Raw genomic sequence first — 20,762 nt, 5'->3', positions numbered from 1 at the left:
GGCCGCATCGCCCTCTGGTGCTACCGGGCGGGGCTTCTGCTGCCAGGTGGCTGCTGGCCACCCGTCGTGAAAGGGGCACCGTGCACGCCTCCTTCCACGTGGACCACCGCTCCGGCCACCGCACCCGATGACGCCTGGACGGACACGTCGCCGCCCGCCGCCACACCCCCGTCGGTGGCCGTGACCGCGCCGGGTGCAGGCCGGGCCGCGCGCACGGCCGCCACCAGCTGCGTCAACTCGGCTGCGGCCGCGCCCTGTTCCGGCGCCGGAAGGGAGTCGAGGAACATTTCGATCCGGGCCTGCCAGGAGCTCTCCCAGCGGATCGCCTCGTTGCCACTTTGACCGCCGGCCACCAGCGCATGCCCCGTCTGATCCAAGCGGCTCAACTCCGCCGCCTCACGCCCCTCGTCCCCGCGGGCGATTAAGCGTCCCAGACGCTCACGCATCACCACCCACGCATCCGTCCCCACGGCCTGCACCACGGCCGTACCACCCGCCGCGGCCAGTGCCACCAGCGACTCCGCCAACATCACGCCCCCGATGTCCCGTTGACAGTGGCCGCCCCGCCGCGCCCTTGTTCGCGAGTCCACTGTGCCGTCTCCCTGGACACCGACAGCTTTCCCACCCACTGACCAACCCACCGCTACGGCAAGCGAGTTGGCTCAATTGCCGCCCGTCACCGGCTCACACCCACCTCCCCGCCGCCCGTGGGACCGGCCGCGGCAGGCGATAAACGCCCCCGCGCGGCCGGGTCGGTAGCGTTCCGCCCCAGTATCTGCACAGCGCGTGCGTTCCTGGCCCCGCCGCTGCCCCACAGCAGCGGGCCCGTCCCCAAAGGGGGGATCATCGTTGGTCCGTCCGATGCTCGTCCGCAAAGGCAAAAGCAAGCTGCGCCAAAGCCGCCGTGACGAGTTGAAAGACCAGTACAAGAAACAGATCGGCCCCCTGCGGGTGTATCTGCTGCTTGAGTGCGCCCCGCTGGTCGTGGACCCGATAGAGATCGCCGACGAGGCATTCGAATGCGTATTTGAAACACCTGGCCGGTATGTCACCTATGGCGAAGTGCGAAAGATCGCGGAAGGAATCGTCGACGAACGCAGGAGGGCGGGCAGGGCTCAGAAGGTAGCCGAATACTCGCTGGAAAAGATCTTCGATCCCTATCTCATGCCCAACGACGCACCCGTGCGCGAGGTCCTGCGTGCCCTGGACGCACTCAGCCTCGCCGAACGTGGCGCGATCGAAGCAGCCCTCCTGCATCTTCTGACGATGGAAGGCCTGGCCGAAACAGTCGGAGGAAGCGCATCCACGAGAAGGGTTCAGAAGAAAAAGGCGCTCGAGAAGCTGGCCGAGGCGAAGGTCGACCTGGAGCCGCTCGAGTTGTTCTTCGCAAGCATGAGGGGAAACTGTGGTGGAAACTAGGATGGATAATGATCTTACGCTCCGGCTGTTCCGGCCCTACCTGGCCCTAAAGCGCGGCGTCACGGCGGACGAAGAGGACCTGGACCGCCGCTTCGACGCGATCATGGACAACGTCGCCAGGAAGCAGGCGTCGCCGCGCACCGCCGCCCCCCGCCCGTCGCGCTGCATCTGCCGGGCGGCCTCCCACGTCGGCCGCCGGATTGCAGCCCACCTGGCCAAGGGCACCGTGGCGGGGGCCGGGGTCGCGGTGGCGGGCTACACCGCACGCATGGTGGCCGATGTCGCCAGCCTCGCCGTCATCACCGTGACCGCTGTCGTCACCGTCTTTGCCGTCACCGCTGTCGGAGATCACTACGAGATGCGGCACAAGAGAACAGCCGACACCGAGCACGATGTCGTGACGTCCACCACCTTCGAGTAGGTGCGTGTCACAGGAACGCGCAGACCAGGTGCCGGTTCAGCTGCTGCTGTGGGGCGGCATGTGGTGTCCGTTCGTCCGGTACCGGCTTGGTGGTCCGCAGGTATCCCGTGTCTGGTCCGCTCGTCTTCCTCGTCGCTTGGGCGCTGCGAGGCGAACACGACTGTGCCGAGCCTCATGCCTGGCGGTCCTAGCGGCCGTGGGGGACTGATTCGCGGGGACCGGCCTTGTGGTCAGCGGCTGGACGCGACGCGAGTCTCGCCCAAGGCCGGGCAGCCGATTGCGCAGAAGGGGCTCACCGGCTGGCCGACGGGAGGGGAATGCCTGTGCGGTGGCTGGTGTTGTGCACGGTGTGGTGGTGAAGGGGACAGTGTCCCCGGGCCTCACCCATTGCCTGCAGGGACGATCGTTTAGCTGAAGCCCTGCAGAGCGTTTCGCCGCGTAGGCGACCGCCCTTCACGACCACACCCTTCGTCTGCGGCGTTGGCCGGCGTTCAAGCCGGCCAACGCCGCACGCGTATACGCCGCCGCCCGTGACCGCCGGGCCAGGACAACAGTTGCGCTGGTCATGGACCACCCCTACGACCACCTCGATCTAGACGCGGTCGACTTCGCGCCGATGGATCACACCGCCGAACGACTGGCCCTGCTGACCCTGGAGGAGGCGCACGACCTCCTCCAACTCCTGCAGGCCATCGCACAGGGCGGCCATCAGCTCTCCTGGCAGGCGGACCGATTCGCACGGGAGATCGCCGCGCGTATTCCGTCAGAGAACTGATGGCTGCCCTGCTGAGCCGCCTGGACCATCACTGACGTGCTGCGGGCGGGCAGATCACGGGGGCAGGGGGCCGCCGGCGCCGTCGCCCCCTGCGCTGCCCAGTAGTCGCACACGGCATCGAAGCCCTGGAACGCTCACTTCAGCCGCACGCAGTCCCCAACTGTCGAAACCGGGGGAGGCTTGGGGCGTGGGTGGCCCCGGTGATTGTGTGGGTGTCTCGGCTGGGTAAAAGCCTGCAGAATAGGCCGAGTTGGGGCGCAGCGGTGGTTTGCCCGGGGGTGGTGGCGGTGGCGGCAGGGGCGATCCAGGGCGACACGTTTGATCTGAAGGAGCTGTTCGGGCAGGCCCGGTATCACATCGAGTATTACCAGCGGGAGTACGCCTGGTCGGCGGAGGATGTCGGCACGCTGGTGGAGGACTTGTTCGAGGCCTTCGAGACGCTGGCGCGTCAGGGGCGGCTGCACCACAGGGATGCGGAGGCGTTTTTCCTCGGCCCGTTCGTGTATGTCCAGCAGTCCCGCAGCCTGCGGTTCTTGGTGGACGGCCAGCAACGGTTCACTACACTGCATCTGCTGTTCCTGCACCTGTACCGGGCTGCGGTCGATTGGGCACAGCGGGATGTAGTGAGCAAGCTGGAGCGGGTCATCACCGATTTCGGGCACGGCGACCGCCTGCTGTTCCGCCTGGACATCGACGAACGCCAGGACGCGCTGGAGGCCCTCTACCGCGACCGGCCCTACGAAGTACCGGCGCAGGCCTCTTTGTCGCTGCGGAACCTGCACGAGCGCAGCCGCCAGATCGCCGACTTGTTGGAGACACGGCTGGAAGCCGAGCACTGCCCACTGTTCGTGGACTGGCTGCTGTCGAAGGTAGTGATGGTCGGCATCCGTGCCCCCAGTCGCGACAGCGGTTTCCGGATCTTCGAGTCGATGAACGACCGCGGGGCCCGCCTGACCCCAGTCGACCTGGTGAAAAGCTTCCTGCTGTCGAACGTCCGCAGAGACGAGGAAAAACTCAACGAGCAGTGGCGCCACATGCTCGCCGAACTCACCAGCGTCCGCGACGACACCGACGCACCCCGCACCTTCCTCAAAGCCGCCCTGCTGTCCCGCTACGCCGACCTCGGCGAGGACAACGACACCGCCGACGGGCAGGAGATCGACGCCGCACTGCACATCTGGGTGCGCAAGAACCGCGATCGCATCGGACTGCGCCAGCCGGACGACTACTTCCGCTTCGTCGAAGACCTCCTGCGCCTGGCCGCCCATCACCGAACGTTCCTCCAAGCATGCAAACGCCCTTATCCCGACCAGGGGCTGTCCGCGGTGTACTACAACGACACCAACGGCCTCAGCAGCCAGATGGCCCTGATCCTGGCGGCCATCCAGTCCCACGACACCGACACGCACGCCAAGCAGAAAGCAGCCCTAATCGCCAACTTCCTCGACCGGCTCTACGTCGAACGCATCCTCAACGACGAACCCGTCCAGACCAAGGACTTCCAGAGCGACGTCTACCGCCTCATCCCGCGCCTGAGGAACTGCACGGCGGTCGCAGACGTGGCCGAACTACTGTCGGCCGAGCTGCCCGAGACCGCCTTCGAACAGATCGCCACCTTCGGCATGCGCGGCAACAACAAGGCTCAGGTGCGCTACTTGCTGGCCCGTCTGACCGCTTACGTCGAAACCGGCCTCGGCAGAACAGACATCAGCGCCGGTTACCTCGGGGCCGAGCGCAGCTGGCAGATCGAGCACCTCTACGCCAACCACCCCGAACGGCACGTCCCGCACGACGCGCCGGACGAGGTCACCTTCCGTGCCTGGCGCGCCCGCCTCGGTGTCCTGGTCCTGCTGCGCCAGAGCGACAACGCCAGCTACAACGACCTGCCCCTGGAAACGAAACGGCACCGTTACGCTCGGGAGAACGGCCTGGCCGCGATCCTCGCGCCCGACTACCGCAAGAACCATCCCGCCTTACGGCGGTTCATCGCCGACAACGACATCGAACGCCACTTCCGCGAACTGGGCCACGCCACGATGGAGCAAGCCGTCGAAACCCGCGGTGAGCTGTACCGCCGCCTGTGCCTGCGGATCTGGGATCCCCGCCGCCTCGGCCTGCGCCCGCCCGCCCTCCGGGCCCCGAACAGCCAGGCGCCACCCCCGGCCGCTCCGACCCGGTTAGCACCCGCACCGCGCCGCCGCCCGCTGCGCACCGACCTGGCTCGCATGATGCGCGAGGGCATCCTAGCCGCGGACACCCAGCTAGAGGCTGACCACGGCGGCCGCCGCCATACGGCCACCGTAGACGCCGACGGAGTCATCACCCTGCCTAGCGGCGACACCTTCACCAGCGCGGACGAGGCCGGGAAGACCGTCTGCGGCACACGTCGCTGCACCGGCATGGCCTTCTGGCACGTCACCACCGGTGACGGCCAGTGGCTGTCCCTGCGCGAGGTGCGCAACCGAGCCCAGGAACAGGGGCGTCTAGGAACGGCCCGGAGCAGATAGCCACAGCGGCAAAAGGGAATCACTGCGACCGGATCCGAGCCCCGTCGGCCCCGTCCGGCGGGTGAGGGTACTTCGCTGTGGTTTCGAAGGCGAGGGTGCGGTCTGGCGTCTGGCATGCGAAGGCCTGCCGGGGGTGGGGCGCTCGAATGCGAGGGAGTCTGGAGGTCAGTTGCCGACCGGCGTCTTGCAGACGTGTGCTCGCGGCGGGCGCCGGGGCAGGACACCGAAGCCGTCGACGGCCAGCTTCCTGTCCGCGCAGATGCAGCGGGCGGTCGTGTGTGGCCCGTCCCTGACGGGCGGTGGGTCTGTTCGAGTCGGGGGTCTCGGTCAGGCCCGTTGCCGGCATCCGGCAGGGACGGGTGCTTGAAGAGGGCCGGCAGAAGAGGAGGGGTGGTGGTCTGCGCCGATGTCGCTCTGATGCCGGGTCAGGGGTGTTCGGGTGCTGGGGTTGCTGGGGTGTTGTTGTGGGTGGTGGTGCGGAGTGTGCGTCGTGCGGTGTTGATGAGCTGGAGGACGGCGTCGGGTGCGCAGAGGTCGCCTCGGTGGCGGGGTGGTATCAGCCAGTAGGTGCCGGGTGGGGTGGTGTGTTCGAGGGCGGGGATGCCCAGGTAGGTGCCGGGGCCGAGGAGTGGGGTGTCGTGGGTGCCGAGCCAGGGGAGGCCGCGGCTGTGGGGGATGAGGGCGTAGTAGGTGGCTCCGGTGCTGAGGTGGTCGTGGATGACGGGCCCGTCGAGTGCGTTCCGTACGGCCTGGGCGAGGAGTTCGGGGGCGTCGGTGTGGGTGTGGGTGGCGGCGTGGATGAGGATGCCGGGGATGCGGATGGCGTTGAAGCGGCGGCCCAGAGGGAGCAGAGCGACGCTCTGGTCGGCCCATTCCGTGTAGGCCTGCACGGGCGCATCGTGGGCGGTGGCGAGCCAGTGTCTGATGGTTTGGGGGCTGTCGGGGCGCCTGCCGCTGCGCAGCGGCAGGCCTGACGGCCCGGTGTGCGGGGGGCGGGTTTGGGGATCCATGAGTGGTGGTCTCCGGTAGGCGGGCCTCGTGTGCGCGGCGTGGCGGCCCGCGGGATTCGGGGTGGCGTGGTTCCGTGTCGGGCCGTGGGGCCGGTTCCCGTACGTCGGTAGGGGTTCTGGTGAGCAGCTGGGCTGTGCGGGCGGTTGGTGTGGGTGTCGGGGTGTGGGGCCCGCCCCGAGGCTCGGCCTGTCCAGGGTTGGGGACTCGGGGCGGGCGTTTTGAGGACCCTCGGTCAGGTTGATGGCGTCCACCGCTGGAGTGGTGCGGTTCGCCTGTAGGGCCGGGGTCAGTGTCGGCGGATGGTGTGGGCGCAGCGGGTGTGGATGCGGCCTGCGCGGAGGGCGGAGCCGCTGGGGCTGACGTGGTCGTAGGGCAGGGTGTCCTCGCCGTCGCGCAGGGGCTGGTCGCAGGCCAGGCACATCACCACCCCGGCCAGAGCCTCGTGGTGGTCGCACAGGGCGGCCAGGCTGCGGGCGAGCCGGCGCGCATACGCGAGAGCACCGTGCTCACCAGGTCTGGCCACAGCGCGGAGTCTGCCGCGGGCCTCACCGACGCAGGCCAGTGCGCAATAGCGGGACACATCCTCCTTGTCCCGCTGCCGGGCAGCCTGTTCGACCTCGGGAATGATCAGCTGCATGTGCCCGCGCAGCACCTGCTGCACAAGGTCTAGCGCCTCGCCTACGGGCAACTGCGCATCGGGGTCCATCAGTTGGCTGATGGTACGGCGCATCGTGTCAATGTCCACCGGCGGTGCGACTGTCCCGGCCGTCACTGTGTGGTTCATTGCGCAGCCCCTGCCGTGGTCTGTGCAGTACCGCCTTCGCAGGCTACGAAATAGGGCATGAGGCGTTTCGCAGGCTTGTCTTGCTGTAAGGCAAGAACGGTGGGATGGCGTATGCAGGCCGCGTCCCGGTCGGAACCCCTCGGAATGAGTGGCTCCGGGGGGCGCGGGCGGTGCCTGGCACGTCCAGTGCCGTTGAGCGGTGCGTTGGTCATGGTTATTGGCCCTTCCAGCGGGGGCGCCCGGCCTGACGGGGAGGCAGGACCGGGCTCTCCGTCAGGCCGGAAAGCCAGGACGCAGGATCTGCGGTGACGAGCGGCGACTGATGAGACCGTAGAACCCGAGCTACGCAACTCCCAAGCACCTTGCGCGAGTTTGCAGCATGCTGATTGACGGGCTGGAACGGCTCGTCGACCATCGAGATGTCGCGCAAACCTGAGCAAGGACGAGGACGGGAGACAGAGCGTGAAGTTACGATTTCTCGGCAGCAACTCAACCGGTGGCGACTGCCCGACGCTATATGCCACCGACCGGGACAGCTACATCGTTCAAGGCTGGCAACTGTTCGCGAACGAGCTGCTGATGCAGCTTGATATACCCGAGGGCGAGAGCGCTGTGGAGGTGCCGACCGAGTTGTTCGAGCACCTGAGCAACGACGGCCTGAGGCCTGGGGACATCAAGCAGGCCGCAGTCCCGGTCATGATCGTCACCCCCCAGGGCACGTGTGTCGTTCAGGGCAAGGCGGTGACCGACCCGGACGCCCTGTCCCAGATGTCGATCCCCGACTATGAGACCTGTGTCGAGATACCGAAGCCGGCGATCACCGCCCTACTGGAGGAAACGCGTGGAGCTGATCTCCAGCGCTGAGCGCAACCGGCTCTTCGACCGCTTCAAGCACGATGCCTTTCACCTGGAGCTGCGAGACGATTACTCCGTGCCCGGCGAGCGCGGACCGTTTGAGAGCTGGCTGAAGGGCGAGGACGTCGACTACGCCTACCTCACGCCCTGGGCCCGCCTCGTGGAGCTGGCCGCCCGCCGCGGCATGACAGTGCGCCGGGTCCGGGTCGTGACAGAACCCCTGAGCCCCTACATTCAGTGGGAGCACGCCACCACGACCCTGAACGAGCAAGCTGGCGAGGCCGTCCGATGGCTGCCCCGACACCTCCTGCCGGCAGGCGCCACCTTTCCCTTCGATGGCCGGGACTGGTGGTTGTACGACGACCGCCTCCTGGCTGTGGGCTACTTCGATTCGGACGGCCGTGTCCTCGGATCGGAAATCATCGAGGATCCGGGCGCCGTTGCCCAGTGCCTACGCCTGCGGGACCTCCTGTGGGCAGCCGCCATCCCTCACACCGAATACAAGCCCTGAACCATCCATGACTACACAGGTAGATGAGGCGCTCCTAGCGCTCGGTGCCCGGCTGCGCGGCTTCCGCAAGGATGCTGGATTCACCAGCGGCCGGGCCTTCGCCCATGCCACCGCCTGGCACGAGTCGAAAGTCTCACGCATCGAGCATGGCAAACAGCGTCCCAGCGAGGACGACATCCGCCTCTGGTGCGAAATCACCGGCCAGCATGACCAACTAGGCGACCTGATCGCGATCGTCCGCCACGTCGACGAACTGTGGCTCGAGTGGCGCCGTCAACTCCAGGCCGGTGCCGAGAGTCGGCAGCACAAAGCAATCCCCGTCTACGCCAAGACCAAGGTGTTCCGCATTTGGCACCCCACCGTCATCTGGGGAACTCTCCAGACCACCGAATACGCCGCCAGAGTTTTTGAACAGGTCGTCAATTACTACGAGATCCCCGATGACACCGAAGCGGCCGTCGCCAAGCGCCTCCAGCGCCAGCAATACCTCTACCAGGGCGAACGGATCTTCAACGTGCTGCTTGGCGAACAGGCGCTCTACACCAACTTCGGCGGGCCCGACGTGATGAAGGGACAGCTCGATCGCCTCCTGGCGGTGATGCGACTGCCCAGACTCAGCCTCGGCGTCGTCCCCCGCTCGGCGCCCGCCGCGATCTGGCCGGGCAACTCGTTTTCGATGTTCGACGACAAACTTGTCCTCGTCGAGACCTACTCCGCCGAACTGTCCGTCTCCCAACCACGGGAGATCGAGCTCTACACCAAGGCGTTCGCCTTGCTGCAGCAGTCAGCGGTCTACGGCAACACTGTCCGGGAACTCATCCTCACCGCGATCCAGCACTTCGACCGGATACCGACCGACAAGGAGGACGCGTCGTGCCCATAGAACCGAACTGGCGCACCAGCTCGTACACCACGCAAGACTCCTGCGTTGAGGTCGCTGACAACCGCCCGGACGCGGTCATGGTGCGGGACACCAAGCACCGCGAGCACGGTGTCCTCTGCGTTGAACCTGCGGTCTGGACCGACTTCATACGCTACGTCCGGCTGCAGTGAACAACCTCATCGGCACGACCCCGGTGACCGCTGTCGTGGGAGGGACGGAGTCCATCACAGGTCGGTCCAAGGGCGGTGTTCGCCGCCGGCCAGTGGCACCCACACGGCCTGGGCGGGACCGTGTTGCTCGATGTCTTCCAGTACGGCGGCTCCGAGCGGCACTTCGCGGGCGAGGGCCGTTACGAGGGGGTGGTGGGAAACCATCGCCTGCAGATCGCTGATCCGATTGTCCAGTCTGGTCCGGGAGGCACCGGTGAGCACGAAGAGTACGCGGGGAAAGACCGGATACCAGCGAAGCCAGGCAGGGCCTGTGGAGGGCGGCCTGCGGCGGCCGGCGGGCTGGGCCTCGTACTGGAAGAGACGGGCGTACTCGATCAGCTTCACGGCCAGCCGTTCGCTGCTCATGGTGGTGCGATCGACTTCCACGAAAGCGCGCAGTTTCCGTCGGTGTTCGCTGTTGACGATGGTGTAGTGCATGACGGCGTCAGCCACGGTTCGCTCGCCCTCGCCGATGGGGTGAGCAACTTCAGGGGTCCAGTCCCAGGGGCCGTGCTCGTGCCCGAGCCGGCGGGCGTCTGCCGCGAAGGGCAGGTGGGTGCGCACGACCGTGAGGGTGTGCGGTGTCTTCAGCGACGCTGCGGTTGTCGAGGTGATGGGGTACGGCGGTCGCCCCCGCAGGACAGGTAGATCTCGGGTCAGACGTGACCCTTCCGGTGTGAGGTACCAGGCGTGGGTACGCGACCGGCCCGGGTCTGGGAGCGGGGTGAGGTCGACGAAGCCCGTGGAGCGCAGCTTGTTCAGCACCCGCGAGAACAACTGGCGGGAGCCATCAGGCTTCAGCATCTGGCGCAACTGGCCGGTCGTGGCCATGCGATGTAGGGCGAGCGCGGTCAGGACCTGCAAGCGCAGCGGTTCAGCGGGGCTGGGAGCCAGTTCGGCGGCCCGAGCACCTGACGTGGAACTGGTCATGGGGAAGAGGCAACCCCTGACCCCCGACCTAACCGCCGACCACGAGGCCCCGACCAAGGTCACGCCCCAAGAACGTTTTCGGGGTCGGGGCCATGGTCAGCTTCAGGCCCCGACCACGAGACTGCGCGACAGCTCACGAGCAACCCGGGGCCGCGTGGGAGTCAGGAACAGTTCACGGCAGCGGTCCTGGAAGCTTGGCGATGGCCGGTCCGCAGCAGCAGACACTGCTGCGGGGCGTGGTGGCGAGCCACGCCATGCCGGCCATCGTGCGACACCCGGCCCGCAAGGGACCAACGCCCGTAACCGGCTGCCGCGTTCATGGGGCGGTGAGCGGATGTGCGCTCACCGCCGGGTTTCACTTTTTGGACTTGCGCTGGGAGGCCTGCTCAAGGATGCGCCGGCGCGTCCACCGTCGGCGCCCGTTCTGGCGCCCGGCGTTCTCGGCGAGCGCGTCCGGGGTTTTCAGCAGCGGCAGGTTGCCCTGGGAGAGACTGCTGGTGAAGGAGCCGGCGGTCTTGTACCCCAGAAGGGCGGCCGCCTGGGTCGCGCCCAGGAGTTCGTCGGGGTCGCCGTCGACGGGCACGTCGGGCAGCGAGGATCCGCGGTCGACGCCGGCACGTCTGCCGCGCCCGGGCCGCGTGGCCATCCAGTCCAGCAGGGTCTGAACGCGCCACATCTGCCGGCGGTAGGGGTTCTCGTCGGTGCCCAGCTCTTCGACGACGTCCGGGTCGGGGAAGTACCCGGGGTGGTCACGCATGAAGGTGGTGACCTGGTTGCGGTTCTTGTAGCCGAGGAACCTTGAGGCGTCCGCCGCGTTCAGCAGCTCTTCTGGGTCGCGGGAGGGCGGTGTGTGTTGCTGGAGCCTTGCCGGTGCGCGGTGGGCGAACCACTCCGTGACCTCTGCATGGTCCCACAGGCGGGCGCGGCCACGCATGCCTGTGACCTCGGGAAAGGGCACGCCGTCCGCGTTCTCCGCGCGTTCGGTGTACAGGCTGGTGATCCGCGCGGGCGTCAGACCCTGTTCAGCCGCGATCTCGGCAGCGTCGGCCAGGCGAGGCTCACGGCGCGAGGTCATGGCAGAACCGTCCGTCCTGTCAACAATGGGCCGGCCCGCCCGGCTCACAACACAAATAATGGCAGAAGTCCCGGTTGAGGGTCCAGTCCGCACTCCAATGTTTTTCCTGGACGGCCGCGCTCAGGGACTCACTCCTCGGGGATCAGGCAGATGCCGCGGCGCGCGGCGTCCTCGGCCATCTCCGCGTATGCCATGGCGGCCGGCGTCATCTCCCACTCGGCCAGGGCCAGCAGCAGGATCACCTCATCGCGGTCCTGCGATGCATCACAGGGCATGCCGGCCGCGTTCGCGGCGAGCATGAGCTCCTCGGTGGGCAGCCCGCCTAGGCGCGCTGCCACGCTCCGCTGCAGATCCTGCAGCCCCTGCTGGTACAACTCGTTCGCCTCACGCAGGAGCAGCACCAAGTCCTCGCCACGGCTAGCCGGTGCCACCGCAGCGAGGTCGAGGATGCGCTGGGTTGTCGTCATCATCATTGAGTATCCCTCCAGCAAGGGCGTGAAGGGTGGGGTGGTGGTCAGCTGCAGCCGCCGTACAGCGCGCGGCCGCTGCCGCGGGCCAGCTTGGGTTCTCGGATCTCGGGGGCCAGGCTGATCATGCCGGGCAGAAATGCCCAGTGGTCCATGTTGAAGGCGTCGGGCCGGGTCTCGATAGCGTCCAGGACGGCGGACGCCACCTCGGCGGGCGTCTCGGGGTACCGGGTGGCCTCGGTGTCGGTCATCGCAACTCCAGTCGTGGGGAACGGTGGTGGAGTGGTGCTGGTGGGACTCGAACCCACGACCTCAGGACTTATAAGATCCGCGCTCTTCCAACTGAGCTACAGCACCTCGGTGTGCGGTTGTGAGGGCCGCGCCCTTCGGCCCGGTCGGGCGGGGCGCGACCTCGTTCTGGGGGCCGGGCTGGGAGGGTCTGCGGAGGTGTGGCGGCAACCGCTCTCGACTTATAATAATAGTGTCTTTGAGGAGAGGGAACCCACCCCTGACCTGCGCTTCTTACTCCCGTGCCGCCTGGGCGAACGCGGCCAGCATGGAAATCACGGAGCTGGGGCGCCCGGACGCTTCGGCCTGCACCCCCTCACCGGAGGCGCCGACGAGCACGGTGACGCTGTCGACCTGAACGGGGCCGTGCTCGCCGGGCGGCCTGGTGTCGTGCTGCCAGATGACCCGGGTGCGCCGGTACTGCTCCTCGAGCCGGGCCCCGGGCAGTGCGCCGGCCACAGCCTCGGCGACGGCGCGGCGTCCGCTCTCCTCCGCCTCCTGCCTTGCGGCGAGTTCGGCGGCCTGCTGCGCGGCCTCGGCGTGCAGGGGATACAGCCGCCGGGTGATCTCGCGTGCCACATGGCGGGCGCTGCGGGGTGACTCCGATCGACGGCGCGATCACCTTGGTCTCGTCCGGCAGCGCGGCGTAGATCTTCAGCTGGTCGGGGCGGCGGTCATCGGGCTGGCACAGGCGCAGGGCGCGGCCGTCGCCGTCGATGATGAGCCGTCCCAAACCGCGCTCGTAGTCGGCGAGTTCGGCCGTACGGCAGTGCGTACCCAACTCCCGCGCCACCTCGGCGGCGAACGCGTCCAACTGCTCCTGGGTGGTCAACTCCTGCGGCATGGCGACTTCTTCACTCCTTCGGATGGCTGGTGGGTGTGGTCGGGGCGGGACTCCTCGCGCCCTGGTCGCGGAGCTCGGCGTCGCGGCGGGCGTCTTCGGCGGTGTAGCCGGTGTCGCACCCTGGTTCGCACAGCTGGCCTGGGGGTGCGCCGCACGTCTCGCACCGGTCGTCGAAGTCCTCGGGGCGCCACGGGCGCAGCTGGCCGCTCACGCGGGGAGCTTTCGGATGATGACCAGGCCGAAGTGGCGTCCGACGGGCATGGCTTCTCCTTCCGTGGGGGTGGTGAGCAGCGCGAGCGGTCTGCCGGACCGGTCAGGGGGCGGTGGTCCACAGCGGGAGGCCGGTGGTGGTGCGGACGCTGATGCCGGGGCGCACCGGGACGTCGCGGTAGTCGGACACCTTCACGTAGCCGCCCCGCTGGGTGTCGATGCGGACCGGGGCGCCCTCCCATTCCCACTGCTCGATGAGTTCAGCGGGGAGGTTCCCGATGTCGTCGGCTTCCACCTGAACGGCCCAGGCGGTCAGCTCCTCGCCGTACTCCTGCCCCCACTCCTTCAGGATGGTGAAGAGGTGGCCGAAGTCGTCGACCAGGGCCAGGGCGCGCGCCTGGTCGGGGGCGGGGTCCTCGGCGTAGGTCGGCGCATCGGGGCGGGTGCGCCAGGGGCGTCCGGACGGGTCGGGTATGCGGAAGCGGTAGAGGAAGCGGGCAGCCCACCCGCGGCTGGCGAAAGCGGGCATGCCGCCGCCTTGCGGGGTTGCCTCCCGTCGCGCCTCCCTCAGCTCTCCGTCGGAGCTGGGTTGGCCCGGATCACGGCCGTGATGGCCTTGATGGACGGGGTGTCGTGCTGACCCCTGCGGTCCGGCGTGACGCACAGCCCGGACCGGGTCCGGCGCGCGACGCCTGAAGCGACGAAATAGGGCAGGTCATACTGCCACTTCCGGCCCCCGTCGGCCGGTCGACCTACACGGAGGTTCAGGAGGAAACCACCGTCAAGGGGCGCCCACGCCTGCTGTGTCTTCCAGCCGTGAGCCTCAGCGAGCGCGAACAGGACAGCAACCGGCTTCGGCAGGGCGTAGCCCTCGGGAGCGGTACCCGTGATGCCTGCCTCTAATAGTGTCTTTAGGGTGAAAGTGAACCCGCCCCCTGACCTGCGCCTTCCTCGGGCTGTCAGGGGGCGCCGACCAGGGACGGGCGGCGGCCGCGCGGGCGCCTGCGCTGCTGGGCGCGCAGGGAGTTGGCTTCTGCCTGGGCGCTGCGGGCGCGCTCGTGCTCTTCGGCGGCCGCGTTGACGCAGTGGGGGGCCCACCACTGCAACCCTCGGATCTCGCGGGTCAGTGAGTCTTCGCGGTCGGCGAGCATGAGCAGCAGGACCGGGTGCGGGGAGAGGGCGAGCCACCGTGCGGCGGTCCGCCATGCGGCCTCGGCGGCTCGCAGTGCGGGGCGGGCGGCACGGGCTTCGCGGCTCCAGGCGGACGGCTTCGGCCTGGTGGTAGGAGGCGGACCAGGTGAGGAAGCGCAGCAGGCCGGGGGTATCGCGCTGCCGGGAGGCCTCCAGGATCGCGGGCAGGTCGGTGCGCTGCTCGACGTGCTCGGCGCACCCGCGCAGGACGGCGGTGAGTACCGCTTCCGTCTTCTCCGACGGCGGGTGATCGGCGGCGGACAGTATCGGGTGCACCGAGACCTCGGGGCGGTCGGTGTTGTCGCGGTAGAGGGTCAGGCTGCCCCGGTAGCCGGTGCGGCTGCTGGCGAGCCGCGGGAGGTCCTCGTCGGGGGCGGTGGTCTTGAAGGCGTTCGCGGGGCCGAGACAGGCGCGTACGGCGGTGAACTGGTCCCAGCGGTGAGGGTCGGTGGTGCCGGTGACGTGCACGCTGCCGCGCATCGCCCCGCCCAGCTCGAACACGACGGCGTCGGCCTCGCGGGGGCCGGCGGTGGCGCGTACGGGGCCGGCGGGCGTGTCGATGGTCAGGCTCGGGCTGGTCATGGGCTGCGACTCCTCGGGACTCGACTGGATGGGCTGGGGCGTGCCGCCCCGCGCTCGCCGAAGGGGAGGGTGCGGGCGCGGGGCGCGGTCGGCCAGTGGCGCGCTGGCCGGGGCGGCCGTCCACGCCCCGGTACCGGGGGAGGTGCGTGAACGGCGTCTGCGGGGGTTACTCCTTCGGCTGCTTGTGTCGGCGGAGGTTGCCCCGGTCGGTCAGGCTGGGACGGCGGCCACAGGGACAGTCCGCGTAGCGGCGGCCGTGCATCTTGAAGAACTTCCCGCCGAGTGCGTGGCCGTTGACCTGTTCGGTGGTGCCGGAAACCGGCTTGGTGTTGGTGCAGTAGCCGTCCGGGGTGACGGCGGGCTTCTCGCTCATGAGCGCTCCTCGGCGGTCTCGTGGGGGCGGTGCAGTACGGGGGCGTGGCAGACCACGTACGGCGCGGCGTCGTCTGCGGGGACGGCCGTGACGGTCTTCTGGAGTTCGGCCGGGCCGATGGGGTGCAGCCATCCGGCCCGTACGTCACAGCCGCACGCGCGGATGCCCGCGTCGGCGGTCGTGGCGACCAGGACGGCGTCACGCACGGTGCTGTTCTCCAGGGCGAACGTCAGCAGCACGAAGAACTGCACGTACTCCTCAGCGGAGTGATCCACGCGCACCGAATCCGGCTCGACGGACACGTACAGGTCGGCGCTCACCTCCGTGCCGTCCGTACGCTCGGCGTTGATGCTGAGCTCGTGGTTCCCCTCGCCGAGGGCCGGGAACAATGCGGTCAGCGCGTGCAGGGCGCGGCCCATGGCGGACGCCGTGGCGGCGTCGTCGGGCCGGGGAAGCTTCGGCTCAGGCATGCGGGGCCTCCTCGTCGGAGTCGGGGAGCTGGATGAGAACGGGGGCGGGGTAGACCTCGCGCTCTACGGCGGCCACGTCGGGGCACGGCATGACGGCGGCCTGGAGGTCGTCCGTGTCCAGGGGGTGCAGCCACCCGTCACGCACAGACCAGCCGCACGCGCGGGGGTTGGGCTCGGCGGCCGTGGTGGCGACCAGGACGGCGCTGCGCATCGTGCTGCCCTCCAGCGCGAACACCAGCAGCATGCGCAGGGCGCAGAACTCGTCTTCGTCCAGGACGGCCAGGCGCAGTGGCTCTATGCCGATGGAGAGATCGGTTCGGCCCGTGACGAACGCGTCGTCGGTCCGATGGGCCACGAGGTTCAGCGTGTGCTCCGTCTCCGAGTGCCTGGAACACGGCGGAAAGGGCGGTCAGGGTGCGGCTCATGGCGGCCGCGATGGCGTCGTCTCCGGGGTGGGTGAGCTCCGGGCGTGCAGACATGAGGGCTCCTTGCGGGGCGGGGCGGTGGGCGACGGAGGCCGGCCGCACTGCGCCCCTGGGCACAACGTGTGTCTTGTGGCGCGCGGTCGGCTCCGCCGACGCGTCGCGCTGCCGCTACGCGGCAGGGGCGGCGAGGCGGGGTGGGCGCGCTCCGTGCTCCCTGAGCGGGTGGCAACGCGCGCTCCGCGCTCTGAGGGAGGTTGGCCCGTGCGGGCCCGGGCTCGGGGAAGTTCCCGGCCCGCACGGGTGTCTATCAGCTGAGGCCGCCGGTTTCGGGGCTCAGCGGGTGCGGAGCTGGAGCAGGCGCCGGTGTGCCTTGCTCTTGATCTCGTCGTCGGCGCCTTCGAGTACGGCCGTGGCGCGTGCGATTTCCTCGGTCATGGACTTCGGGGGGCGCCGGGGGGTGAGGTGGTCGAGGTAGCCGGTGATGGCGCGCTCGGCCGCGTAGGCGGTCCGTCCGACGCGTTCGCCTTCGGTGCGGAACATGTCGGTGATGGCGTCCAGCCGGGCGGCGTGGTTGGTCCGCTTCCGGCTGGAAGCGTCCTCGTCGAGGGGCCACAGGTCGGCGATCACCTGGTGGAAGTCGGCGATGGCGATGTCCGTGCGGGCGAGCGCGGTCTCTTCGTCGGCGAACCGCTCGAAGTACCGGGAGGAGAGACCCAGGGTGCGGCGGGCTTCCTTGATCTGGCTGGTGGCTCCTGCGGTGTGCCGGACGGCCCAGCGGGTGACGGCGTCACGGACGGCGAACCGCTCGGTGTTGGCGCAGACAGGGCGCCAGGGGGTGACGACGCACTGGAACTGGCCGTTGCCGGAGTGGTCGTTCATGACGGCGATGTACGGCACCACGATGTCGTTGATGCCGTCGGCGTCCACGGTGACCGTCTCCGGGAGGCGGATGGAGATGAACACGCGCTTCCCGCCGCGCAGCAGTCCGGCGGACTCCACACCACGTCATAGCGGCTCACCAGTTCCTGAAGGAACACGAACCCCGCCCGGTTCTGGATCGGGGTGTACCGGGAGCCGACCGCGCCGAGAGCGGCGCCGGTGTCGGAGCGGACGGTGTGCTGCTGGTCGGCGTGCTCGCGCGTCTCACCCTGCCACTCGTACAGGGCGGGCACCGTGGTGACCTCGAAGTCGAGGCCGGACAGACGCAGTACCTCGTCAATGTCCGTGGTGCCTCCGGGGATGATCTGACCGAGGCCGTGCCAGGCCGGGGAGGACGCGTACAGGAGATGGTGCCGTCCGCCCGCTCGTCGAGCCCGTGGTTCGCGATGATCTGCTCGATCTGTCCCTCGGTGTTGCGGGAGACGGTGAACGTCTCGCCACGGTCCCAGCCGGTGAGGACCTCGTACCGGTCGGCGCCGATCATGCGGACCTCGCCCGGTCCACACGGGCCTGCAAGGCGCGCTCTTGTTCGCGGACGGCTTCGATCTGTGCGCCCTTCTCGCGAGCGAACGCGGTGTTCACGTCGGTGATAGTCACGGTTCCCCTTCGGTGTTGGTTTCTGCGGGTTCGGGGCGGGGCCACCACCCCCGAACAACTTCAATAATAGTGTGTTTAGGCGGTAGGTGAACCCACCCCTGAACTGGCGGTCTTCGTACGTCGGCGTCGCTGCCCTCCGGGCGGTGGACTTGACCGCCGGCGCAGGCTGGGCAGGGGCGGTGAGCGCCGGCCCCTGGACGTCGGGGCCCTCGTGCTGCTGCGCTCTCGTTCGCGGTCACTGCGGCCTGCGGCTCGGCTGCTTGACGTGCGTCTCGCCGCCCCGCACCTATCGACGGGGAGCGCGGACGCCGGACGCCGGACGGCGAGCCGTCGGATAGTGAGCCTGGCCGGGTGCCGCGCCCTGCCGAGGAAAGGAAACAGGGCGCGGCGGCTCGGTGTTGCTGCTACTCGGACTTCGGCGGCTTGCGGCCGGTCTCGGTCATGCCGGGACCTCTGCGGCGCTGGCCTCAGCGGTCAGGGCTTCCTGGATCAGGGTGTCCAGGGCCTGGCCGATGCGTCGCCTGGACACCGGTCCCATGGGACAGCAGCCCCTCTCGGTCGATCCGCTCGAAGACCGCTTTCCTGGCCGGGCTCGGGGGAGTGATGCCGGGCATGACTCCGGCATCGATTGCCCGCTGCCTGAAGTCGCCCCAGACGCCGCACCAGTCCCGGGTGTCCGCCAGATCATCCAGCTCATCGGCCGTGGCGGGAAGGATAGCCAGGATGTACTGAGCCTCGGTCCGGTATTCCCCGCAGTTCTCGGCGATCCACTTCACCAGCGGATCGTCGGATGTCTTGAGGGCTTCCCATGCGGCCTTCTGGGCATCTGCGCTCATGGTGTAGGCCTTGCCGATCTCCTCGCTGTAGGCGCTGTCCTGGCGCCGCCCCTCCTCGCCGTAGCCGTGCCGCTCCGGGTACTTCTCGCCTGCCGCAGTCACGGCTGCGCTCTGAGCCGTGGTGGCCGCTTCAACGCTCTCGACGTACTTCTGTACCTCCGGCAGCATCTGCCGGGGATCCCTGCTCTGCCATTTGTCGCTTCCCCTTCGACGTTGGTTTCTGCGGGTTCGGGGGGCGGGGCCACCACCCCCCGAACAACTTCAATAATAGTGTATGTCAGGGGTGAGTGAACCCACCCCTGACCTGCACACTCAGGCCAACGCGCGGTAGTCAGGGAGGGGCGTAAGGCTCTCCCGACGTACGTTCGTGACCATCGGCACCGGCGCGACACCGCGTATCCCGCACAGGTCATAGCGCAACTCGGGGGCTCCGCCGAACGGGTCGGCGTGCGCGTGGATCGCGTGCACCCAGTAGGAACCGTGACGGTGCGTCAGGCTGCCGTGATAGTCGACCTTCTGCCACAGCACCGGTCCGGCGTGCTGCGGGTCCAGACTCCGCGCGACCTGGAGCACGAGCCGATCCGCCACACGACCGGACAGCAGCATCACGAACGCGCTCGCCACCGTCGCGCGGTCGACCGGCACATCCGCCATGGCCGGGCCGGTGTGGCCGGTGCGCACACCCATGGCCCAACCAAGTTCGAAGAACGGCCGGACCATGTCCAGCAGCTCGCGAGACACCCTCAGGGCGTCCGGTCCCGCTCACTGCGCGCCAACTCGGCCAGCGCGTAACGGGCCTGCTCCTTCTCGGCGTCCGTGAGCGGGGCTCCGATTTCCTGGGCCTGCCCTGCAATCCGCGTGTTCTCCATGGCGTCCCTTCTCCTTTCAGTGATGCCGGGTGGAAGGGGGCGCCCCAATCGGGGCGCCCCCGGGCGGATTACTTCAGGAACCCGTTCGACCGGAGGAATTCGGCCGTGATGTGCGCGATTCCGTGGGGCTTGTAGATCTGCGGGAATCGCCGCAACTCAACCTCCATGCGCCCCGACTTGTCCGGGTCGATGAATTCTTGAACCAGACGGTAAGGCTCCTCACCCGTTGGCATCTCCAGAACGACCGGACCGGCGGCCTTGGTCTCGAACCGAATTCCGGTGTAGTTCCGGTCGGAGTTGTGCACGATCTTCGCCTCTGCTCGCCTGCACAGCAGGGGCAGGAAGTTCGCGATCGTGCGGGCCTGAACTGCAAGCCCGGTCATGGGCGCGTCCGCACCGCGCACTTGGCGCACGATCCCGTCAGAGATCTGAAGTTCCACGTCTTTCCCCTTCGTTGGTCCCTTGCGGTTCCCGGGGGTCGCCTCCCCCAAGACTATAAATAATAGTGTCTTTTTCGGCTGGATGGAACCCCCTGTTGCGCTGCGGGTTGCGCTGGATGTTGCGCCATGGTGTTGCGGTAGAGGTTGCGCTGGATGTTGCGCGGCCTAGAAGCCGGCTTCTACGTCACCCCAGGTCACCCCACGAATCAAGCATGGTACGTCTGCTGACATCCCCTCTGCGGCCGCTGCTCCTGCCCAAGTTGAGAAGAGAAGGGGTGGTGGCTGGTGTGGTCGGTGCGGCGGCGTCGGGGATCGGGGCGTGGCTGTCCTGTGTTGCGCGTCGGCCGGGGCCGTCGCGCGGGTGGGGGAGTGCAGCCGGTCAGTGGTGACCGGTGGCGGGTCGGCTGTGGTCCCTCTCTCTCCTCCCTTTTTTCCTCCTCCAGCCTCCTGCCGGAGGCAGCCCCTTCCCTCTCCCACGGGCAACCGGGCCCCGGAGGGGCCCTGTTGCCCTCCCTCGGTATTCCGTGATTTACTTTTCCTCACGGAATACCAATCAAATACCCTCGGTTTTAAGGGAATCGGAGATTCCCCCTAAACTCCGCTCCAGGAAAGAGAATATGACACACCCTCAACTCACACCCCAACTCCCCACCCATACAATAAAAATGAGCACCCGAATTTGTGCCGGAGGCACAAACCCTATCCGCCCGTCTTTTCGTTCCGGAGGAACGCAGGTTTATGAATGGCCGGAGGCCAATTCCATAAACCCCCGCCGGAGGGCGGGCAATTCGCGCGGGGACGCGCGAAACGAGCGGAGCGAGTATTCGGCTGCCGGAGGCAGAGCGAAGCGG

The 20,762-nt window shown here is 68.3% G+C and carries 27 protein-coding genes and 1 tRNA gene; 8 read left to right on the top strand and 20 right to left on the bottom strand.

Translation table 11 applies throughout. The features are described 5' to 3' along the window. Positions 1–20: 20 nt before the first annotated feature. The gene (locus QFZ76_RS00270) at positions 21–530 is read right to left on the bottom strand and encodes a hypothetical protein (protein ID WP_307671842.1); all 510 of its coding nucleotides are present in this window, start codon (positions 528–530) and stop codon (positions 21–23) included. Positions 531–861: 331 nt separating this feature from the next. Between QFZ76_RS00270 and QFZ76_RS00265 the strand changes: the two genes are divergently transcribed. From QFZ76_RS00265 to QFZ76_RS00250, 4 genes are all read left to right on the top strand, one after another. Beyond that, positions 862–1,419 (top strand): hypothetical protein, encoded by a 558-nt coding sequence (locus QFZ76_RS00265; protein ID WP_307671768.1) that lies wholly within the window; start codon positions 862–864, stop codon positions 1,417–1,419. A gap of 1 nt (position 1,420) precedes the next feature. Further along, positions 1,421–1,840 (top strand): hypothetical protein, encoded by a 420-nt coding sequence (locus QFZ76_RS00260; RefSeq protein WP_307671767.1) that lies wholly within the window; start codon positions 1,421–1,423, stop codon positions 1,838–1,840. Between the two features lie 565 nt (positions 1,841–2,405). Next, a complete protein-coding gene (locus QFZ76_RS00255) occupies positions 2,406–2,615 on the top strand; it encodes a DUF6417 family protein (RefSeq protein WP_307671766.1) in 210 nt (69 codons plus the stop codon). 287 nt (positions 2,616–2,902) lie between these two features. Beyond that, on the top strand, positions 2,903–5,122 hold the full coding sequence (locus QFZ76_RS00250) for a DUF262 domain-containing protein (protein ID WP_307671765.1): 2,220 nt from the start codon (positions 2,903–2,905) through the stop codon (positions 5,120–5,122). Between the two features lie 425 nt (positions 5,123–5,547). On the opposite strand, the gene QFZ76_RS00245 is transcribed toward QFZ76_RS00250, so the two are convergent. Beyond that, a complete protein-coding gene (locus QFZ76_RS00245; protein WP_307671764.1) occupies positions 5,548–6,012 on the bottom strand; it encodes a hypothetical protein in 465 nt (154 codons plus the stop codon). 407 nt (positions 6,013–6,419) lie between these two features. Continuing rightward, positions 6,420–6,863 (bottom strand): DUF6415 family natural product biosynthesis protein, encoded by a 444-nt coding sequence (locus QFZ76_RS00240; RefSeq protein ID WP_307671763.1) that lies wholly within the window; start codon positions 6,861–6,863, stop codon positions 6,420–6,422. A 516-nt stretch (positions 6,864–7,379) separates the two neighbouring features. Between QFZ76_RS00240 and QFZ76_RS00235 the strand changes: the two genes are divergently transcribed. Genes QFZ76_RS00235 through QFZ76_RS00220 form a run of 4 tightly spaced genes read left to right on the top strand, consistent with a single transcriptional unit; the run spans position 7,380 to position 9,336 of the window. After that, positions 7,380–7,781, top strand: a complete 402-nt coding sequence (locus QFZ76_RS00235) for a hypothetical protein (RefSeq protein WP_307671762.1) — start codon at positions 7,380–7,382, stop codon at positions 7,779–7,781. After that, positions 7,759–8,283 (top strand): DUF6879 family protein, encoded by a 525-nt coding sequence (locus QFZ76_RS00230; protein WP_307671761.1) that lies wholly within the window; start codon positions 7,759–7,761, stop codon positions 8,281–8,283. The genes QFZ76_RS00235 and QFZ76_RS00230 overlap by 23 nt, the downstream gene beginning before the upstream one ends. A gap of 7 nt (positions 8,284–8,290) precedes the next feature. Continuing rightward, positions 8,291–9,166 (top strand): helix-turn-helix transcriptional regulator, encoded by an 876-nt coding sequence (locus QFZ76_RS00225; RefSeq protein WP_307671760.1) that lies wholly within the window; start codon positions 8,291–8,293, stop codon positions 9,164–9,166. Next, positions 9,157–9,336, top strand: a complete 180-nt coding sequence (locus tag QFZ76_RS00220; protein ID WP_307671759.1) for a DUF397 domain-containing protein — start codon at positions 9,157–9,159, stop codon at positions 9,334–9,336. Before QFZ76_RS00225 ends, QFZ76_RS00220 begins: the two co-directional genes overlap by 10 nt. A gap of 54 nt (positions 9,337–9,390) precedes the next feature. Here the strand turns inward: QFZ76_RS00220 and QFZ76_RS00215 are convergent, their stop codons facing one another. The 17 genes from QFZ76_RS00215 to QFZ76_RS00135 all read right to left on the bottom strand — a co-directional run bounded on the left by QFZ76_RS00215 (position 9,391) and on the right by QFZ76_RS00135 (position 19,911). Further along, on the bottom strand, positions 9,391–10,305 hold the full coding sequence (locus QFZ76_RS00215; RefSeq protein ID WP_307671758.1) for a replication-relaxation family protein: 915 nt from the start codon (positions 10,303–10,305) through the stop codon (positions 9,391–9,393). Positions 10,306–10,660: 355 nt separating this feature from the next. Further along, positions 10,661–11,380, bottom strand: coding sequence for a hypothetical protein (locus tag QFZ76_RS00210; RefSeq protein WP_307671757.1), 720 nt, complete (start codon positions 11,378–11,380; stop codon positions 10,661–10,663). A 128-nt stretch (positions 11,381–11,508) separates the two neighbouring features. Further along, complete coding sequence (locus QFZ76_RS00205; RefSeq protein ID WP_307671756.1) at positions 11,509–11,853, bottom strand: hypothetical protein; 345 nt, start codon at positions 11,851–11,853, stop codon at positions 11,509–11,511. 41 nt (positions 11,854–11,894) lie between these two features. Next, on the bottom strand, positions 11,895–12,098 hold the full coding sequence (locus QFZ76_RS00200; RefSeq protein WP_307671755.1) for a hypothetical protein: 204 nt from the start codon (positions 12,096–12,098) through the stop codon (positions 11,895–11,897). Between the two features lie 32 nt (positions 12,099–12,130). Beyond that, positions 12,131–12,204 (bottom strand) — tRNA-Ile (locus QFZ76_RS00195). 165 nt (positions 12,205–12,369) lie between these two features. Then, positions 12,370–12,714, bottom strand: coding sequence for a hypothetical protein (locus tag QFZ76_RS00190; RefSeq protein ID WP_307671754.1), 345 nt, complete (start codon positions 12,712–12,714; stop codon positions 12,370–12,372). A 275-nt stretch (positions 12,715–12,989) separates the two neighbouring features. Then, a complete protein-coding gene (locus tag QFZ76_RS00185) occupies positions 12,990–13,190 on the bottom strand; it encodes a hypothetical protein (RefSeq protein ID WP_307671753.1) in 201 nt (66 codons plus the stop codon). Positions 13,191–13,292: 102 nt separating this feature from the next. Then, the gene (locus tag QFZ76_RS00180) at positions 13,293–13,718 is read right to left on the bottom strand and encodes a hypothetical protein (RefSeq protein WP_307671752.1); all 426 of its coding nucleotides are present in this window, start codon (positions 13,716–13,718) and stop codon (positions 13,293–13,295) included. 38 nt (positions 13,719–13,756) lie between these two features. Then, the gene (locus tag QFZ76_RS00175) at positions 13,757–14,962 is read right to left on the bottom strand and encodes a hypothetical protein (protein WP_307671751.1); all 1,206 of its coding nucleotides are present in this window, start codon (positions 14,960–14,962) and stop codon (positions 13,757–13,759) included. Positions 14,963–15,128: 166 nt separating this feature from the next. Next, complete coding sequence (locus QFZ76_RS00170) at positions 15,129–15,335, bottom strand: hypothetical protein (protein WP_307671750.1); 207 nt, start codon at positions 15,333–15,335, stop codon at positions 15,129–15,131. Beyond that, positions 15,332–15,805, bottom strand: a complete 474-nt coding sequence (locus tag QFZ76_RS00165) for a hypothetical protein (RefSeq protein ID WP_307671749.1) — start codon at positions 15,803–15,805, stop codon at positions 15,332–15,334. Before QFZ76_RS00165 ends, QFZ76_RS00170 begins: the two co-directional genes overlap by 4 nt. Then, a complete protein-coding gene (locus tag QFZ76_RS00160) occupies positions 15,798–16,160 on the bottom strand; it encodes a hypothetical protein (RefSeq protein WP_307671748.1) in 363 nt (120 codons plus the stop codon). Before QFZ76_RS00160 ends, QFZ76_RS00165 begins: the two co-directional genes overlap by 8 nt. A 403-nt stretch (positions 16,161–16,563) precedes the next feature. Next, positions 16,564–17,229, bottom strand: a complete 666-nt coding sequence (locus QFZ76_RS00155; RefSeq protein WP_307671747.1) for a DUF932 domain-containing protein — start codon at positions 17,227–17,229, stop codon at positions 16,564–16,566. Between the two features lie 1,004 nt (positions 17,230–18,233). Beyond that, complete coding sequence (locus tag QFZ76_RS00150; RefSeq protein ID WP_307671746.1) at positions 18,234–18,770, bottom strand: hypothetical protein; 537 nt, start codon at positions 18,768–18,770, stop codon at positions 18,234–18,236. Between the two features lie 144 nt (positions 18,771–18,914). Continuing rightward, complete coding sequence (locus tag QFZ76_RS00145; protein ID WP_307671745.1) at positions 18,915–19,343, bottom strand: hypothetical protein; 429 nt, start codon at positions 19,341–19,343, stop codon at positions 18,915–18,917. Between the two features lie 2 nt (positions 19,344–19,345). Further along, on the bottom strand, positions 19,346–19,471 hold the full coding sequence (locus QFZ76_RS00140) for a hypothetical protein (protein WP_307671744.1): 126 nt from the start codon (positions 19,469–19,471) through the stop codon (positions 19,346–19,348). Positions 19,472–19,539: 68 nt separating this feature from the next. Beyond that, entirely contained in the window at positions 19,540–19,911 is a 372-nt protein-coding gene (locus QFZ76_RS00135; protein WP_307671743.1) for a hypothetical protein, read from the bottom strand. Positions 19,912–20,762: the final 851 nt, after the last annotated feature.

Origin of the sequence: Streptomyces sp. V4I2 (assembly GCF_030817655.1) — a bacterium.
In the GTDB taxonomy this organism is placed as follows: Bacteria; Actinomycetota; Actinomycetes; order Streptomycetales; family Streptomycetaceae; genus Streptomyces; species Streptomyces plumbiresistens.
The sequence above is the reverse complement of the archived record's forward strand: the minus strand, read 5'-3'. Positions and strand labels throughout refer to the sequence as shown.

Coding starts and splice junctions, on each gene's coding strand:
- QFZ76_RS00180 (WP_307671752.1), bottom strand. CDS start 13,718: ATGCCCGCTTTCGCCAGCCGCGGGTGGGCTGCCCGCTTCCTCTACCGC.
- QFZ76_RS00170 (WP_307671750.1), bottom strand. CDS start 15,335: ATGAGCGAGAAGCCCGCCGTCACCCCGGACGGCTACTGCACCAACACC.
- QFZ76_RS00140 (WP_307671744.1), bottom strand. CDS start 19,471: ATGGAGAACACGCGGATTGCAGGGCAGGCCCAGGAAATCGGAGCCCCG.
- QFZ76_RS00210 (WP_307671757.1), bottom strand. CDS start 11,380: ATGACCTCGCGCCGTGAGCCTCGCCTGGCCGACGCTGCCGAGATCGCG.
- QFZ76_RS00150 (WP_307671746.1), bottom strand. CDS start 18,770: ATGCTGCCGGAGGTACAGAAGTACGTCGAGAGCGTTGAAGCGGCCACC.
- QFZ76_RS00215 (WP_307671758.1), bottom strand. CDS start 10,305: ATGACCAGTTCCACGTCAGGTGCTCGGGCCGCCGAACTGGCTCCCAGC.
- QFZ76_RS00175 (WP_307671751.1), bottom strand. CDS start 14,962: ATGACCAGCCCGAGCCTGACCATCGACACGCCCGCCGGCCCCGTACGC.
- QFZ76_RS00165 (WP_307671749.1), bottom strand. CDS start 15,805: ATGCCTGAGCCGAAGCTTCCCCGGCCCGACGACGCCGCCACGGCGTCC.
- QFZ76_RS00260 (WP_307671767.1), top strand. CDS start 1,421: ATGGATAATGATCTTACGCTCCGGCTGTTCCGGCCCTACCTGGCCCTA.
- QFZ76_RS00225 (WP_307671760.1), top strand. CDS start 8,291: ATGACTACACAGGTAGATGAGGCGCTCCTAGCGCTCGGTGCCCGGCTG.
- QFZ76_RS00265 (WP_307671768.1), top strand. CDS start 862: ATGCTCGTCCGCAAAGGCAAAAGCAAGCTGCGCCAAAGCCGCCGTGAC.
- QFZ76_RS00255 (WP_307671766.1), top strand. CDS start 2,406: ATGGACCACCCCTACGACCACCTCGATCTAGACGCGGTCGACTTCGCG.
- QFZ76_RS00205 (WP_307671756.1), bottom strand. CDS start 11,853: ATGATGATGACGACAACCCAGCGCATCCTCGACCTCGCTGCGGTGGCA.
- QFZ76_RS00240 (WP_307671763.1), bottom strand. CDS start 6,863: ATGCGCCGTACCATCAGCCAACTGATGGACCCCGATGCGCAGTTGCCC.
- QFZ76_RS00200 (WP_307671755.1), bottom strand. CDS start 12,098: ATGACCGACACCGAGGCCACCCGGTACCCCGAGACGCCCGCCGAGGTG.
- QFZ76_RS00270 (WP_307671842.1), bottom strand. CDS start 530: ATGTTGGCGGAGTCGCTGGTGGCACTGGCCGCGGCGGGTGGTACGGCC.